10 protein-coding genes and 3 pseudogenes are annotated in these 17559 nt (G+C 49.4%); 9 read left to right on the forward strand and 4 right to left on the reverse strand.

Features of this window, described 5'->3' with window-relative positions; all coding sequences use genetic code 11:
• Positions 1-286: 286 nt before the first annotated feature.
• Positions 287-715 carry a single-stranded DNA-binding protein gene (locus tag NDI45_RS21425; protein ID WP_348248625.1) on the forward strand — a complete coding sequence of 143 codons (429 nt, stop codon included), beginning with the start codon at positions 287-289 and terminating at the stop codon, positions 713-715.
• A 178-nt stretch (positions 716-893) separates the two neighbouring features.
• Here the strand turns inward: NDI45_RS21425 and NDI45_RS21430 are convergent.
• From NDI45_RS21430 to NDI45_RS21440, 3 pseudogenes are all read right to left on the reverse strand, one after another.
• Positions 894-2207, reverse strand: a pseudogene (locus tag NDI45_RS21430) (IS701 family transposase); the annotation flags it as partial.
• A gap of 321 nt (positions 2208-2528) precedes the next feature.
• Positions 2529-2816 (reverse strand): annotated as a pseudogene (locus tag NDI45_RS21435) (transposase); the annotation flags it as partial.
• A gap of 51 nt (positions 2817-2867) precedes the next feature.
• Positions 2868-3083, reverse strand: a pseudogene (locus NDI45_RS21440) (transposase); the annotation flags it as partial.
• Between the two features lie 729 nt (positions 3084-3812).
• Between NDI45_RS21440 and NDI45_RS21445 the strand changes: the two are divergent.
• The 4 genes from NDI45_RS21445 to NDI45_RS21460 all read left to right on the forward strand — a co-directional run bounded on the left by NDI45_RS21445 (position 3813) and on the right by NDI45_RS21460 (position 10089).
• Positions 3813-5189 carry a class I SAM-dependent methyltransferase gene (locus NDI45_RS21445; protein WP_348248626.1) on the forward strand — a complete coding sequence of 459 codons (1377 nt, stop codon included), beginning with the start codon at positions 3813-3815 and terminating at the stop codon, positions 5187-5189.
• 132 nt (positions 5190-5321) lie between these two features.
• Complete coding sequence (locus tag NDI45_RS21450; RefSeq protein WP_348248627.1) at positions 5322-5810, forward strand: type IV pilin-like G/H family protein; 489 nt, start codon at positions 5322-5324, stop codon at positions 5808-5810.
• Between the two features lie 256 nt (positions 5811-6066).
• Entirely contained in the window at positions 6067-8370 is a 2304-nt protein-coding gene (locus tag NDI45_RS21455; RefSeq protein ID WP_348248628.1) for an O-linked N-acetylglucosamine transferase, SPINDLY family protein, read from the forward strand.
• A gap of 138 nt (positions 8371-8508) precedes the next feature.
• Positions 8509-10089, forward strand: coding sequence for an FkbM family methyltransferase (locus tag NDI45_RS21460; RefSeq protein WP_348248629.1), 1581 nt, complete (start codon positions 8509-8511; stop codon positions 10087-10089).
• 28 nt (positions 10090-10117) lie between these two features.
• Here NDI45_RS21460 and NDI45_RS21465 read toward each other — a convergent pair whose 3' ends face one another.
• On the reverse strand, positions 10118-11017 hold the full coding sequence (locus tag NDI45_RS21465) for an FkbM family methyltransferase (RefSeq protein WP_348248630.1): 900 nt from the start codon (positions 11015-11017) through the stop codon (positions 10118-10120).
• Positions 11018-11467: 450 nt separating this feature from the next.
• Between NDI45_RS21465 and NDI45_RS21470 the strand changes: the two genes are divergently transcribed.
• The 4 genes from NDI45_RS21470 (at position 11468) to NDI45_RS21485 (ending at position 17548) form a co-directional block, all read left to right on the forward strand.
• The gene (locus NDI45_RS21470; protein WP_348248631.1) at positions 11468-11722 is read left to right on the forward strand and encodes a hypothetical protein; all 255 of its coding nucleotides are present in this window, start codon (positions 11468-11470) and stop codon (positions 11720-11722) included.
• A 412-nt stretch (positions 11723-12134) separates the two neighbouring features.
• The gene (locus NDI45_RS21475; protein ID WP_348248632.1) at positions 12135-13520 is read left to right on the forward strand and encodes an NAD-dependent succinate-semialdehyde dehydrogenase; all 1386 of its coding nucleotides are present in this window, start codon (positions 12135-12137) and stop codon (positions 13518-13520) included.
• 41 nt (positions 13521-13561) lie between these two features.
• On the forward strand, positions 13562-15199 hold the full coding sequence (locus NDI45_RS21480; RefSeq protein ID WP_348248657.1) for an acetolactate synthase large subunit: 1638 nt from the start codon (positions 13562-13564) through the stop codon (positions 15197-15199).
• 201 nt (positions 15200-15400) lie between these two features.
• A complete protein-coding gene (locus tag NDI45_RS21485; RefSeq protein WP_348248633.1) occupies positions 15401-17548 on the forward strand; it encodes a glycosyltransferase 61 family protein in 2148 nt (715 codons plus the stop codon).
• Positions 17549-17559: the final 11 nt, after the last annotated feature.

Here is a 17559-nt window from a genome sequence, read left to right on the forward strand (position 1 = left end):
TATGGTACGGTGGACCCACCCTGACCCATCCCGAACTCAGGTGTGAAACGCTGAAACGGCGACGATAGTTGGAGGGTTGCTTCCTGCAACAATAGCTCGATGCCAGGGTAATTTTCTGAAATCTCCCCCTTGTGATTATGCTTGGGGGAGATTTTGTTTCGCTCGATTTGAGGCTTGAAGTTACCGTTAGTTTAATGGCAAAACTGGGAAAGTTATGCTTTAAGGATATTCAAACTTGTGTTGAATATTGTGATAGCGGCGTTTACTTTCAGGCAATACGACGATTATGGCAAGTGTGGGATTAAATAAGTGGATTGTAAGCGGTAATCTGGCAGCTGATGCTCAAATCAAAGCAATCGAATTACGGAATGGAGAACAAGCGACGCTTGCAGAAGCAACTCTGTATGTACGAAGGTTGCGCGGTCGGGATGATGCTTTTACAGTTAAGTTAAGAATTTGGGATAAATCGTTGGCTTGGCGAAAATTGCCCTACTTGAAGAAGGGGTCTTTAATTATTTGTACCGGCAGCCTTGAACCGAATCCTTATATTACAAGCAGTAGCAATTTGCCCAAAGCGGGATTGGAAATGACGGTTCTAGATATTGATCTAGACATTGTGCGGGGATTTGAGGGGGAGTCTGTTAGTGCAGAAGCGGTGTTGCCAGACCAGCATGTTGAGGAGACTGGAGGTTCTGCGGTTGGGGTGCCTGTTTAGCCGGGTGTCAGCTGTAGGGGAGTATGAGCAACCCGCAAGGCTCAAACAAATGTTAGGGGTGGGTTAGTAGCATTGTTAGGGTTAGAGGCTTAGTATCAATCGACTCTAAAGCAAGAACTAATGCTCTTGTGTCACACTGGGCAGAAGAAAAGTGGGAATTTTGGGATAGATCAGGGTGTGGCAGGCTGCTAGAAAACCGATTCATCAGTGCAACCAAAAACTCTAACCCAGCCGCTAAGCGTGGAATTGAAATAGATTCAACCAGGGTTCGGGCAAATTCAAAATTACGCTCGGCTCAATTACCAGACGCAGATTGTGGAGTGTCTGCTTCCACCCGTTTGCCTGCTTCCAGCGTGGATGTTGGGTGAGCTGAAGGGTGATTACTTGCGCTTGAGCATCCTGTTGGATCAAAGGTCGTACTTGTGGTTGCTGTGAGGCGTTAGTATACAGACTCATCAGCAATTACGCACTCATCACCATCTCCCACCAGCACTTAATCTGATTGTAGGGGGTCGGCCAAAAATCTGCCCATCCCAACCGTTCTTACTCTGCTTCAAGTCATACTCAACCTAGTTTCTCAAGCCATACAGGTTACCAACTTGGTCATACTTGAGGTTCTCAATGTGCGTCATCCCATAGTGCGTCATCACATACTAGGTTGCATTCTTGGGTAACGTTTGAGGGTCAGTGGTGAGTTCCCAATATTGTTTGGCACGGCGCTTACCATCGATAATTTCTCGAATGTATCGAGTCTCAGTTTTACCATCACTAAAGACACGCTCAAACTTGCGCCAGCGATTGAGACGAACCGTTTGCTCACGCGGCAACCAGACAGCATAATTAGTGCGAATTGCCGCGACGAACTCCAGCTTCAACTGATACAACACATCGATGAAACCGCAGCCACTTTCGCCATACAAGCTATCAGCTAGCACGAGCCTGAACTGAAAGCCCATACCTCGAAGATCGAGGATCATCTGGGCAACCATCTCCAGCTTACTGCGGTAGACCTCATCGGGCTTGAGGCGTTCTTTCGGTTTATAAACTTGAAACAGCAAGGGCAAGGTGATATTGTCTACCACCCTTAGGCTGCCACAGCCACAATGCCATTCTCAATCTTGCCTAAGTTGCCGACGTATTGGCGTTTAACATAATCAGGATGTTGTCCCTTCTTTCGGTCGCCTGGGTCATCAATGACCAGCACAATTTCACGCTCACCACTGTTTTGGAGGATTAACCGCAAGCACTGTTGACGAAAAGCTGAAGTTTGCCAGGGCGATTCTATTAGAAGATGATGCAATGATTGAGCGTTGTCTAATTCCGCTACCTGGGCTATTGTAGGTAGCGTTTTGCGTTTGGCTTCACTTATGAGTTCCAAATGCAACTGCTTAAATGACTCGAAGTTCCTAACTTCAGGAAACAGCACTTGATACCATTGGCAATATTCGTCAATGAATTGGACGGTCGCTTTAGCAGGTCGCAGTTCAATCATTGGCTGCACCTTGCTTTCAGGGCTTTGCTCCTATTATTACGCATCCAGTCTGATAGAAGAGCGTTATTGCCGCAAGCGTATATTCTCAGATTCAACTTGCGTTAGAACTGATTCATAAAGTAAATTTTAAGCAGCTAATCGCCGCACCATCAGATAAATTAAGGAACCATAAATCATCGCTTCACTCACCTCTGAATACACCTCATAATCCTTGTTTTAGCGACGGAATTGATTGAGCCATCCAAAAGTACGCTCCACAATCCACCACTTCGGAAGTTGCGCGGATGTTGCTGAAGTGTGCTCAATCACCTCTACCCAAACCTATTCTCCACACACTTGCTTGACTGCATGGCCAAACTTCTTGCCTGAATATCCCTGGTCTACCCATACGACCTCTAATCTAGATAACTTCTCCTTTGCCTCGTCTAGAACAACGGTTGCTCCTAACCGCTCTGAAGCATTCGCTTCACTGACGAGGACTCCCATCAACAGCCTTCGCGAATCGACAACGATATGGCGATGTGCGTCCTTTAACCTTTTTGCCACCATCGAAACCGTAGACTGCCCCTTTTTTTCCGTTGTCTTCACGGATTGGGAATCCGCAATCGCAACACTTGATTGTTCATCTTTGCCTCATTGGGTTCAGAGTTTTTCTCGGATCTAGTCGTGCATTGGTTGCCAAATGCCTTTGCGTTGCCATTGCTGAAAGTAGCGATACACCGTGCTGTACGGGGGTAAGTTATGGGGCAGCATTTCCCATTGGCAACCTGTTCGCTGCACATAGAAGATGCCATTGAGAATCTCCCTGAAATCCACTTCCACGGGATGTCCAAATCCTCTAGCTTCAGGCAGTAGGGGTTTGAGAATCTCCCACTTCGCATTGCTTAAGTCATTGGGGTAGGGCTAGCGTGTTGGATGAGCAATTTCAGGCAGACGAGACCTTCGTAAGGCTACCCCTCGGCTTGTCCTGTCTAAAATTTGCTCAGGGCTGAGCCAGAACTACTTCGGTTTTTCTTTATAAATCAGCTCTTATGTGGGTTTTGCTCATAACTTGATTACCCTCTGGAATAAAACCAGGATAAATAGTGCAACCATCCACAATATAGAAGTAGCCCCCTGATAGTTTGACAATCGCTCACAACAAGGCAAACATTTCAGCACTATGGTTGCCTAAAGTTCAATTCAAGATGCCGCATGTGGAGTGGTCTACTGGTGTCCAGAGCTAGATTTTGTTTTTTAGACCCTATAAAGGTTCTTTCATCAAAGAGTGTTTTATTCTTACGGAATCTATGCAAAATCATTCATGTAAAATCTAACTAATTGGCGTTAGTCTGGAAAGAATTAGAAACGCGGCAACGCAGCTAATAGAGGAGTAAAGCATCCTCTATGACCAACCTATTCTGGAATGCCTCGATCGTAAGCTCAAAAAAGAGGTCACCGGGAATACAGGCAGGAGTGTGGGCAACGAAAGCTTCGTGCAGGCAGGAATGAAAGAATTGTAGGGCGGATCGATCGATTTTGGTTTCCGATGGGCACTCTCGATTTAAGCTAGACCGTTTGGCGCGATCGAGGAAACACCGGAGATAGAAGGGAGATTAGACCGTTATGAATACTGAACGAAAGCAGCCGTTAGATCAGGACGCACTAGAGAAAATTCGTCAGCAGTTTGATCATTCTCCCTATCCGCGTATCGCGCTCGAAACGTCTCCTAAAGATGACTATGACACGCTGTATATCCATAGCCTGGTCACGTCCTATTACCTGAAGCATCGGCGTGTTATAGAAACAACTGGCAAGGTCATTTTAGATGCAGGCTGCGGGTCAGGCTACAAATCTCTGATTCTGGCGGAAGCCAATCCGGGCGCGAAGATTGTGGGCATTGACCTGTCTGAAAAATCGGTAGAACTGGCAGAAAAGCGACTGAAGCATCACGGATTTGACAATGCCGTTTTTTATGCGATGTCTATTTACGATCTGCCGCAGCTGAATTTGCAGTTTGACTACATCAACTGTGATGAAGTGCTGTATTTGCTGCCTGACCCATTGGCTGGGCTGCAAGCCATGAAAGCGGTCCTGAAGCCCGAAGGACTGATTCGCACCAATCTGCACAATGCCTATCAGCGCAGTATGTTTTATCGAGCGCAAAACCTGTTCAAGCTGATGGGCTTGATGGACAACATACCGCAGGAAATGGAAGAAGAAGCGGTGTTTGAAACGATGAAATCACTGAAGCCTGGAGTTAAGCTTCGTCAGGAAGCTTGGGGAAGCGAATACAACAGCAGCGAAATGACCGAAGATAGGCGCAAAGAACTTCTTTACTCCAATCATCTGCTAGTTGGCGACAAAGGCTTTACGATTCCCGATATGTTTGCGCTGCTGCATCAGTCTAAGTTGGAACTGGTGAGCATGGTGAACTGGCGACAGTGGGACGTGACGGAACTGTTTCAAAAGCCGGATGATTTGCCTGCACTGTGGGCAATGGGCTTAGAGCGCGCGACGATCGAGGAAAAACTGCGCCTTTATGAACTGCTGAACCCGATGCACCGATTGATGGATTTCTGGTGTGGACATCCGAGTGAGGCTGCCGAAACAATTCCCTCAACAGGGAAACTGCTTCGCATCGAAGACTGGAGCGATACCGACTGGCAAGGGGCGATCGTTCATCTTCATCCTCAGCTCCGGATCGAGGCGGTTAAGGAGAAGCTGCTGGACTGCATTAACCGCATGGCTCCGTTTGAAATTAGCCGCTTTATTCCTCTGCCTGCCCTAAAGCCGATTTATCTCGAGAGTACTTCAGCCGCCTGCCTGCTGCCGCTTTGGGAATCTGCTCAACCCATTCAAGCCCTGGCAGAACGGTTTTTGCAGATGCGCCCTGTTAATCCTGCTACTCTGGAACCGCTCACGATTACGGATGCTTTTGACAGCGTGAAGCAGCTCCTTGATCGGCTGGAGCCGTTCCTGTATGTTCTGCTGGAGTATTAGCACGGAACTTCTAATGTATTAAAAAATACAAGCAAAATTTTTGCTCAAGGTGATATGAAATTCGATCGACGTGGGCAAGTTATAGCCAGGAGTTAGAAATTCGTATCCCGCAACTCTAGGAGTGATAACTCAATGAAAACCGAACTGAAAGCAAAATTCCTGCAACACCTGCTCAACAAGAAAAAGAATGACGAAGGTTTCACCCTGATCGAACTACTAGTGGTGATCATCATCATCGGTATTCTGGCTGCAATCGCTCTGCCCTCGTTCTTGAACCAGGCAAACCGCGCCCGTCAGTCAGAAGCTACCACCTACGTTGGCTCGATGAACCGCGGACAGCAAGCCTACTACCTGCAAAACAGCCAGTTTGCACCAAACCTGACCAGCCTCGAACTGGGAATTCCCGCAGACACCGGTTACTACAACTACACCACAGCGATTGCAGGTGCTGCGACTAGTACAGAGGCTGATGCAGTCTCCAAGGCTACAAAGACAAAGGGTAGTGTGAAGGAATACAGCGGTATTGTCTACTTGGAAGACGTGGCAGGAGAAGGCGTTACCTCGAAGGCACGGGTCTGTAAGGAGCTTCTAACCCCGACAACGGACTGCGCTACGCCTTAATTTGGTTAGCTGAAGCGTGCTGCAACGGTTTCTTAGTGGCAGCCTTCAGTAACTCAGACGATCTCAAAAGCTGGCTTTCCTACTGCAGCTCCGGCAATTTTGCGATTCAGTCAGCTTTTTTGTTCCCACGTTTTGAATTGACAATTGAATTTTGCGATTCTGATGGCTACCTGCTGTATTGCAACGGGTAGCTTTTTACTGTCTGATCGATCGCTCCACAGGGGCACTCTATTCTTAAGATTAGAATGAGCAACTCATGAGCCAACTAACACTTCCCCAAGCCCCAGAAGTCTTGAACTCCGAACTGCACCAATCTGCCCAGAGTGCTTTTAGCGCAGGTAACTATGCCAGCGCAGCTTTACTCTATGAGCAGCTTGCCGAACAAGAACCCGATCGGGTTTGCTATTTCTGGATGCTGGGACTGGCTCATTTGCTATCAGGTGCGGAAGCAGAAGCCCAGCTCACCTGGATGATGCCCCTAGCAGAAGTTGAAGCAGAACAAATTGATCAGCTCACTGCTGACCTAATAGGCATGTTGGAGGCACAGGCAGAGCAGTTTGAAGCCGTAAAATCCTGGCAGCAGTCCTGGCTGATTCGGCAGCATATTCGCGAAATTGCCCCTGAGAACGTACTCAACTTACTCTATCTACTGCGGTTAGGCATTAGTTTGGAACTGCTGAACGATGAATACATCCGCGGTCTCAACATTGTTGCTCTGCTGCGATTGTCTCCTACGCTAGACCTGGATGAAAAACAACTCCTGCAAGCGGTGTGTCAAGTCGTCGATTTTGGCTATCCCGATCAGCAGGCGATCGCCTTTGCCGAAGCTGCCATGCAGCACGTTCAAACGCCAGAAGCTGTATTCGACATTTTGCTAGACCACGCCTATCGTCTGTACCATTACGATACAAAGGGTGCAGTAGAACTAGTGGCTTTCTATGGTGAGCTATGTTTGCCCTATGGCGAATCTCATCCCGACACGCTGCGACTTTTATCAGCAGCTTACAGTCAGCTCAAGAGATTTAGGGAGTCGATCGACTATGCCAGACAATTCCGTGCTGCTGCTGCTGCGCTGGAGGACAAGATTGCCGCAAACGGATTGCTGGGGAGCAGAATGCAGCGTGCCGGGTATTGCTGGGAAGAAACAGCGGCTCTGTTTGAAGAATCAAAGGGCTATCTGAAGCAGCTTTTTGAGCAGCCGCAGGACGATCGAGAATTGCAGCCGTTGGTGATCAGCCAGGGATTTTTCTACGGCTATTTCTTAGAGGATAATCCGGCTGAACTTCGCCCGCTGCAAAATAAGGTGGGTTCCCTGGTGCAAAACAGTTTACGCAATTCTGTTAAAGATCTGCTCGAAGCAGAGCCATACCAGCAGCGATTCTCTGCCCCAGTTATCCAGGCTGCTCGTACCCAGCGCAAGCTAAGGATCGCCTATATCGCTCACTATATGCAGCGGCATCCCGTCGGCTTTCTGGCACGCTGGCTACTGAAATATCACGATCGCGATCGGTATGACATTTATACCTATCACGTTGACTGCAAGCACGTCACCGAGTTTACCAAGCAGTGGTTTGTCAAATCATCTTCTCGGCTTCCCGAACGCAGAAACGGCTATGCCTCAGCCCGGTTCGACGACGGAAACAGCATCGGGATTGCTAAGCATATCTGTGAGCATGACCAGATCGATATCCTGATAGACCTGGACAGTCTCACCTCTAATAACACCTGCGGCGTGATGGCACTCCGACCCGCTCCAATCCAAGTGACTTGGCTAGGACTGGATGCGTCAGGCATTCCGGCGATCGATTACTATCTGGCAGATCCCTATGTGCTGCCCGAATCGGCTCAAGATTACTACAGCGAAAAAATTTGGCGATTGCCCCAGACCTATCTGGCGATCGATGGCTTTGAAGTTGGCGTTCCGACGCTGCGGCGCGATCGGTTGGGCATTCCTCAAGATGCAGTGATTTATCTAACTGCTCAGAACGGACAGAAACGCCACCCTGATACAGTTCGGCTTCAGTTGCGCGTCCTGAAAAATGTGCCCAACAGCTATCTGCTGGTGCGCGGTCTGGCAGACGAGGGAATGTTGCAAAGCCTATTTAACCAGCTTGCAGAAGAAGAAGGAGTTTCGCTCGATCGCCTGCGGTTCCTGCCTCGCGACGCGGATGAAGAAACCCATCGGGCAAATCTGGCGATCGCAGACGTGGTGCTGGATACTTTCCCCTACAACGGCGCAACGACGACGATGGAAACGCTGTGGATGGGTGTGCCGATCGTCACCAAGGTCGGACAGCAGTGGGCAGCCCGCAACAGCTATGCCATGATGACCAATGCAGGGATCAGTGAAGGCATTGCCCAGACCGACGAAGAATACATTGCCTGGGGCATTCGCCTGGGAGAAGATGCCCAACTGCGAGAGCAAATTTCCCTGAAGCTTAAACAGTCTCGCCAGACCTCCCCGCTCTGGGATAGTGAGAAATTCGCCCGCGAAGTCGAACATGCGTATGAGCAAATGTGGGATCTTCACTTGCAGCAGGAACGCTTTGGCTGGACGTGATAATCTGAGCGTTCGATAAGTTGTAGGGTGGGCAGAAGTGGTGTGTAGAAGAGTTAATTAGAAGAGTTAATTAGGGCAGAGTATGAGCGGTTTTGTGGGCATACTGCTAAGGTTCCATACTTTCCACCATTAGCCCCTATGGATGATTCACCCTACATCACAACCTACTGCGACTATCTCCAAAGCTCTGGATTGACAGCAGAGATGAACGCGGGTTCGCAGATTGCCCATATATTGGAACAAACCCAGTGGGATGAGCCTCAAACTTCTCTCGATTGCAATAACTATGCAGTAGTCGCCCTAATTGAAGCTGAGAACAGCGAAGATCCCACGACACGAGAACTATATCTGGATATGGCAATCGCCGCGTTAGAGCAGGGAAACGATCACCCTCTATGCAAAGCTCATTGGATATTGATTAAGAGCTTGTTAGGAGAGCGAGAAGAAGCTTTAAACGCTGGCTTTTCTGCTTTTTTGTCCTTATTGCAACCTGTTTACAGTTCAGCTTTTAATTCACAAGACGCAATGCCTGCTGGGTTGATCTATCTGCCTCAAGTTTGGCAAGGGCAAGGAGAACCTAGCTCTAGTCGGTTAAATGAAATGTTGCACCTGCAGAGCAGCGATCAGCAAGCTTTACTGTTGCTAGGAGAGATTCTAAACCAATCCCAATTAGTGTTTTATAACTCGATCGGACTGCGATTTCTGCATCTAGCAGCAACTTTATTTCCCCAATCTGCCTCGATTATGCACGCCTTAGGCATTTCTAATCTGGTAAACGGACGGTGGGAAGGGCTGCTTTACCTGCAACGAGCCGATCAACAGCAGCCAAATTGCTCGTCGATTTTGCAATCGCTGTATTTGGCATACAAGGATTTGCAGCAGCCGCAGCTATCCCTTTCCTGGCTGAACACTGCTCAAACGGCTGCTGACCAAAACCCGGATTCATCTGCATGGCAGTGGGCGAAGCTGGAGGATGACAGTCCCTTTACTTATGTAACTGTGGAAAAGGATGGGCTGCTGGCGGTTGAACCCAGCTTTAAGAGTATTGTTACCAGTGTTTTGCTTGTTCAGGGGAGATGGTTTGAGCAGGAAATGGAGTTCTGGCGCGATCGAATTCAGCCAGGAATGACGGTGATTGATGTGGGAGCCAATGTGGGCGTTTATACTATCAGTGCAGCGCGACGGGTGGGCGCAACGGGGCGAGTCGTAGCTATTGAACCATTCTCAAACTGTGTGCAGTATTTACAGGAAACGTGCCGGGTGAATGGTCTCGATTGGGTCACGGTCTGTCGGGGTGCAGCCAGCGATCGCGACGGAATGATCCGGTTAGCCCTGCATGGAGCCAGTGAACTCAATGAGGTGATCACAACTGAAGAAGAGTTAGAGCCTGGAACGTATGAGGAAGCTCCCTGCTTTTCCCTGGATACTTTAGTTGAGCAGGAGAATCTACATCGGGTTGATGTCCTCAAGATTGATGCCGAAGGTCACGAGTTGCAGGTGTTGAAGGGCAGCGATCGACTGCTTAAAGAAATGGCCCCAGTGATAATGTACGAGAATGTAGCAGGAAGCCAGGGTAGCAATCTGCCAGTCGCAGAGTATGTGGTCAGCAGAGGCTATCAGCTTTTTCGCTACATGCCTTACCTAAAACAATTAATCCCGGTAGATTCTCACTCTGATCTGAAGAACAGTTTGAATATTATTGCTTTACCTCGATCCTAAAAAGTTTCAGCAGCAAGCAACTGTCGCATTAATCGCTATCTACACCCAAAAACATGGATAAGTAGTCCCTCGACCGCGTAGTGTTATGTCGGCGATCGAGTTCCGCTAAGAACAGATTGGCAAGATCATAGCCCTGATAAAACTCGTGGAGAATAAACGCAGCGCTCTTCAACACTCGCTCGTCTAGGAGGTGGCGAAGCCGAAAGTCTTTGACATAAACAGCGTCTCCCCAAAGAGTTTGGCAGATCGCCTGATTGGGATTACCGTTCATGGCTAAGGGTTTAAGGGGGCGCCCCATCGTATAGGTAAACTTCAGAAAGCAAAACCCTTGCGATCGAAGAAAAGTATCTACATCGGCAAACAGGGGCTGACCTTTATACAGTTCAACAAACTCCACCTCACACTGAATCACGCTCGTGTGCTTCAAGGTTTCAATGGCATTTTCGAGAGCCATTAACTCAGCTCCCTGAATATCCATTTTAATAAAGTCTATGCAACCTAACTCTTTGATATCATCCAGTCTTTTCGTGCTAGTGGCTTCTTCTTTAACCACCTGCATGAGTTCTCCTAATTGCTGGAAGATATCAACAGTTTTAGCAGCAGGTTTGTAGAGGGATGACGTCATCGGAACATTGGTGATGTTAAGGGTATGCTCCTTACCGTCTCCAATTGCATAAGGGAGGTACCTGATTGAACCTGATGACTGGACTGAAGCGTTTAGCCGTTCACATTCTTCGGCAATCGGTTCAAATCCGATCACTTCTGTACAGCCACTCTCTACGAATTCAATCCACAGGTCTTTGTCTCCGCCGATTGAGAGGGCACCTGCATCAATGCACCGGATTGAATTTTCTAGGTCAAGAAAGTCAAAAAGCAGTCTTGCCGCAAACATTTTTTCTTCGGCATCGGTTATCGTGTCTGATTGCATAAAATTACTCTTCTCTTTCCCAAACGAAATAGAGGGGCTTTACCCGTTGGATCAGCGTAAGTGTTCCCTTAATGGACTATAAACAATCTCAAACTCTTATCAATCTCAACCTGTTGATAATTTTCAGCTTGTTATGGATATTCAAATCCGCCACGATCGCCCCAAAATTTAATATTGCTTGCAGAGAAAAACTTTGGTAGTTTTGGGGTGGCTACCTTCATGACAACGGGCTAGTCAGTACGCGCTTAGAGATAGATTGAGGGAGTTTCGGTCAACCCCACAAGGAGATCGATCGCCAACTATGAGTGCGCCAACACCCATAGCCATCTAACTCCCGGACTAAGATAGGCAGTCTGAAAGGCTAAGACGATTATAGGTTCTGGCTTGTCAGTCTTGTTCAACAGTATTCAGCTCTTATCTCTAGGGTTCTTAACCCTCGGAGATTTTAATATGACTTACCCTACCGAACCGGAATCGGCCGTCAGTCAAATTTTGCGTGACAGATTTGAGCGAGAAGCGGTCAGAGTAATGCTGCTTGGCAATCCTTTAGCTGTAGATCAGTGTGTGATTGAGCTGGAGCGCAGGGGTTTTTGCGATAGCGATGCCTGGACGCCGCCTTTGCTGCTGCCTGAGAATACGGCGATCATTCAACCCCAGCCTAGGGAAGTATTGCTGTACAAACGCTGGTATCAGTTTACGGCATAACGAATTTCGCTATTGCATTGGCGATCGTCTGGCAGTTGCTGAGATTCGGGGGGCAAGGCGGGAATTTTACATTCCTGCAACCTCCTCCAGACCGATCGTAATTATTTCTAGATGTTGCTAAATCAGAAGGCCTTACGGATTGAGGATCTAGAATGGGGCAGGGCAGCTATTCAGATTGACTGGGAAGGCTGACGCTACGTAGAGATTGCCGCTTGCGGTGATTAGAGGAATTTGCCTTGTGTGTTCTCGTGAATTGATTGCGAAGCAGTTTCCCCTTTAGGGTGATCGAGAAACACAGCCCAGACCATGAATTTGTGACGCCATGAATTTGTGCAGAATAGCGACCCGGAAGTTGGGCTGAACCCTTCGGGGAATTTGGTGTCGCCCTTCTGACGTTCATTGGAGTAATCAAATGGGTATTGCAAGTATTAATCCGGCAACGGGGGAAACGCTCAAGACCTTTGAGCCGCTATCCGATGCGGCAATTTCTGGCGCGATCGATCGAGCGCAGCAGACTTTTGAACAATATCGCGACACCGAGATGGCTCAGCGATCGCAGTGGCTACACCGTGCTGCCCAAATTTTGACCGACAAACGAGAGCAGTACGGCAAGATGATGACGCTGGAAATGGGGAAGCCCCTTGCGGCCGCGATTGCGGAAGTTGAGAAATGTGCGCTGGTGTGCCGCTACTACGCCGACCATGCGGCTGAATTTTTGAACGATCGAGTCATTCCGACCGATGCAGGCAAAAGCTTTGTGCGCTATCAGCCGTTGGGGATTATTCTGGCGGTGATGCCGTGGAATTTTCCCTTCTGGCAGGTGTTTCGCTTTGCGGCTCCGGCTCTGATGGCGGGAAATGTGGGCATTTTGAAGCACGCCTCGAATGTGCCCCAATCGGCTTTGGCGATCGAAGAGATTTTGCTGGAAGCGGGATTTCCGCAAGGAGTGTTTCAAACGCTGCTGATTAGCGCAGATCAGGTGAGTCAAATTATTGCAGACGATCGGGTGAAAGCTGCCACGCTGACCGGAAGCGAAGGAGCGGGAGCTAGCCTTGCCAGCGGAGCCGGGAAGCAAATCAAAAAAACTGTGCTGGAACTGGGTGGCAGCGATCCCTTTGTCGTAATGGAAAGTGCGGATCTGGAAACGGCGGTTGCTACGGCAGTCACAGCACGGATGATCAACAACGGACAATCCTGCATTGCGGCGAAGCGATTTATCGTGCAGGAGTCGATCGCCGATGTGTTTCTGGAAAAGCTCGTTGCCCGATACGCGGCTCTCAGAGTGGGCGATCCAATGGATGCCAATACTGAGATTGGTCCGCTGGCAACGCCCGGTATTGTGCATGAATTAGCGCATCAGGTGCAAACTGCGATCGATCAAGGGGGAACGCTGCGGTATGGCGGCGAGCCGGATTCGCTGAAATTAAACGAATCCCTCAAGCGAGGCAATTTCTTTCCGCCCACGATTCTGAGCGATTTACCAATCGATGCTTCGATCGTTCAGGAAGAGTTCTTTGGTCCGGTGGCAATGGTGTTTCGGGTTCCTGATCTGGATGCTGCGATTCGTTTTGCCAACCATAGCCCGTTTGGACTGGGAGCAAGTGCCTGGTCGCAAAATCCACAGGAAATCGATCGCCTGATTAACGAGATCGAAGCGGGCTCGGTATTTATCAATAGCATGGTTAAGTCTGATCCTCGTTTGCCGTTTGGGGGAACGAAGCGATCGGGCTATGGGCGAGAGCTGAGCGAAGAAGGCATCCGTGAGTTTGTGAATATCAAAACGGTCTGGGTCAAATAAGGGTGAAGCAAGGGTCACATGAGGAGTAACTTATGACTGAAATGACGACCGCCCAACTGCTGGTTCAATGTCTGGAAAACGAAGGCGTTGAATATGTGTTTGGGCTACCGGGTGAGGAGAATTTGCACGTTTTGCAGGCACTCAAGCAATCTTCGATTCAGTTCATCACGACCCGTCACGAGCAGGGAGCTGCGTTTATGGCGGATGTCTATGGGCGGCTGACCGGAAAAGCGGGGGTATGCCTCTCGACGCTGGGACCGGGTGCGACGAATTTAATGACGGGCGTGGCGGATGCAAACCTCGATCGCGCTCCCCTGGTGGCGATTACCGGGCAGGTGGGAACCGATCGAATGCACATTGAATCTCACCAGTACCTCGATCTGGTGGCGATGTTTAGTCCGGTAACAAAATGGAATACCCAGATTGTACGCCCCAGCATTACGCCGGAAGTGGTGCGTCGCGCCTTTAAGATTGCCCAAACCGAAAAACCGGGAGCAGTTCACATCGATCTGCCGGAAAATATTGCCGCCATGCCCGTAGATGGGAAACCGCTGCGCCCCGATTCGCGGGAAAAGGTCTACGCTTCGTTTAGTAGCATCGAACGGGCAGCCGCCGCGATCGATCAGGCAAAAAATCCGCTGATTCTTGTGGGAAATGGTGCGATTCGTGCCCATGCCAGCGAAGCATTAACTCGATTTGCCTCCGAACTCAATATTCCGGTTGCCAATACCTTTATGGGCAAAGGAGTGATTCCTTATCAACATCCGCTGGCACTCTGGTCAGTCGGACTTCAACAGCGCGATTATATTAATTGCGGCTTCGACTATACCGACCTGGTGATTTGCGTCGGCTACGATTTGGTGGAATATTCGCCCAAACGCTGGAACCCAACAGGTGATACGCTGATCGTCCATATCGACATGAAGCCTGCTGAAGTAGACAGCAGCTATACTCCCCTGGCCGAGGTCGTGGGTGATATTTGCGATTCGCTCAATGAGATTGCGCGTCGGGTCGATCGCTCCCGCAAGCCTGCATCCTATGTAGCGGAACTCAGGGCAGACATCAAAGCGGACTACGAAGAACATGCCAAAGATGATGGATTTCCGATTAAACCGCAAAAGCTGATTTACGATCTGCGGCAGGTGATGGGACCCGAAGACATCGTCATTTCGGATGTGGGCGCCCATAAAATGTGGATGGCGCGACACTATCACTGCGATCGCCCCAATACCTGTATTATTTCCAACGGATTCGCCGCAATGGGCATCGCAATTCCGGGCGCAATTGCTGCTAAGCTCGTCGCACCCCAGCGCAAAATTGTTGCAGTTACCGGAGACGGCGGCTTTATGATGAACTGCCAGGAGCTAGAAACAGCACTGCGGGTTGGTACACCCTTTGTCACTATTATCTTTAATGACGGCGGCTACGGCTTGATTGAGTGGAAGCAGCTTAACCAATTTGGCGAACCAGCTTTTGTTCACTTTGGCAATCCCGATTTTGTAAAGCTCGCCGAAAGCATGGGACTCAAAGGCTACCGCGTCGAGTCGAGCCTTGATTTTGTGCCGATGCTGAAAGATGCCCTCGAACAAAATGTGCCCACCGTGATCGACGTGCCAATCGACTATCGGGAAAATCTGCGGTTCAGCAAGCGATCGGGCGATTTGACCTGCTCGATTTAGCCATCAGGACTGTTTGAGAAACAATCGCTCTGAGCCGAACTGCCCCCTTAGAGGATCTCAGGTCGGCTCTGCTGCGGTTTGAGATTTTGTAGCCCATCCTGGGGAGAACCTCGCTTTAAGGAATTCAAAGTCCCCAACTTTGGGAAATTTAGAGGGCAGTGTAGGCAATTCGCTACTTTTCCAAACATCCTCCTACTGCTGATGGCTGATTTTGAACCACAAACGATCGTTTCCCTTGCCGCAGATGCCCTTGCTGCAGAAGACTATGCAAAGGCGATCGATCTTTGCACTCAGGCAATTGAAATTGATTCCGGTTTGCTGATGGCTTACTGGTATCTGGGTCTGGCGCAACTGCTGCAAGGCCATGAGCTAGAGGCTCAGGCAACGTGGATCTCGGCAATCACTGCGATCGATCTGCAAGAGGCGGATCAGGCAATCAATCAACTGCTTGGCATCCTGTTTGTGGAAGCAGAGCGACAGAGCGGCAAGCCCGATTTACAGGAACGCATTTATACTCAGGCGCTGGAGATTTCGCCTGAACCGAGCGGCATTTATCTGGGTCTGGGCAGAGCGATCGCACTACAGGGCAGGCTCGACGAGGCGATCGAACTCTGGCAGCAGGCAGTCCAAGCGCGACCCGACTGGGCTGATCCCTATCTTGAATTGGCGCAGATCTGGCAGAAGTTGGGGCAGATTCCAGACGCGATCGAGGCATATCGTCATGTCCTGCAACTGCGATCGGAACGCGAAGACCTGTGGGAAATTCATTACAGGCTGGGACTTTGTTTGTCGCAGGCAGGGCAATGGCAGGAGGGGGTTCCTTCCACGTTGCGCTCTGCGCTAATTGAGCAATTTCACCAAACGGTTGAGCTGAATCCTAGATTTGCTCCTGCCTGGGGCGATCTGGGTGGAGCATTGCTGCAAGAGCGACAGTGGCAAGACGCGATCGATTGTTTTTTTGCTGCTGTTTGTCAGCACTCCGGGTTTGCTCAGCAATACTGCGGCTGGGCGGCAACGCTTCCAACAAAACAGCTCCGCTCCCAGCGCAGCGCCCAATTCCTTCACCTGGTAAAAATCCAGGCTCCACAAGCCGAAATTCTCCAGTCTCTTCGATCGCTCCTCCCAGCTCCGCCAGTGCCTGCGTCTTCTGCTGCCTCTGTTCCTCTGGTTTGCTGCCCCACCGGATACTATGAAACGGCTCAGGCTGCAGTCAGAACGGGCGAAGTCTCAGAGTATAGCTCACTCGATCCGGCTGGCTTGCTGCCGCTCACTCTACCTCGATCGCTGGATGGTTCGGTTCACTGGAGCTTTCGCTTTGGCACTGCCGTACCTATGCCTGAAACGTTTGTGGTGCAGATTCCGCAGGGACAATTCTGGTTAAATGCCGATGAAAGCAGCAGTGCGATTTTAACCGCAGACAATAGACTGCTTGGAGATTTATCGCCTGAATTTCCGCTGCTCAGTCCCGGACATCCTGATAAACATCCCAATCGGCATTCTCTTTTGCAGCAGCCTTTGAATCAGCAGCAGCCTTTGAATCAAGATATTTCGCAAACGGTGTGCCATATAGAGGGGACGATCGCAGTCCTGGCAGGACTCACGAATGGAATGTATTTTCACTGGATGTTTGATGTGCTGCCGCGATTGGATTTACTGCGTCGGAGCGGCATTGATTTCAGCGAGATTGATGGATTTGTGGTGAGTCATCACCTGCCTTTTCAGCGAGAAACGCTTCAGCTTTTGGGTGTGCCAGCCGCAAAAATTTTAGACCCTCAGCATTACGCTTATCTTCAAGCCGATCGCCTGATTGTGCCTTCGTTTCCGGCGGTTCCTGCCTGGATGCCGCAATGGGCTTGTGAGTTTTTGCGATCGTTGTTTTTGCCAGCGTTTTTGCGATCGAATGATCAAAAGAATTCTCCTCAGAGTCATCGGCTTTATATTAGTCGCCGTTTAACTGAGAGTCGGAGAGTAATCAACGAAGCAGAAATCATTGAGTTTTTAAGACAGTTCGGCTTTCAAATCGTCACGCTTGAATCTCTCTCGGTTCTGGAGCAAGCAGCTTTATTAGCCAATGCAGAAGTTGTCATCTCTCCGCATGGTGGTGGACTCACCAATCTTGTTTTCTGCCGTCCCGAAACAAAGGTGATCGAATTCTTTTCACCGAAGTATGTCTATCCCTGTTACTGGCTGATCAGCAATGCCGTTAACCTGGAATATTACTATCTGCTGGGTAAAATCTCTGAGGGTGAGTTTTTGCATCAGCTATTTTATCCAAATCCTCGGTTAGAAGATATTGTGGTGGATTTAGATGAGCTAAAACAACTGCTGTGTCAGGCTGAGATTTTTTAATCTACTAATCT

This window comes from Leptolyngbya sp. GB1-A1 (assembly GCF_039962475.1).
Lineage (GTDB): Bacteria > Cyanobacteriota > Cyanobacteriia > Elainellales > Elainellaceae > Leptolyngbya_A.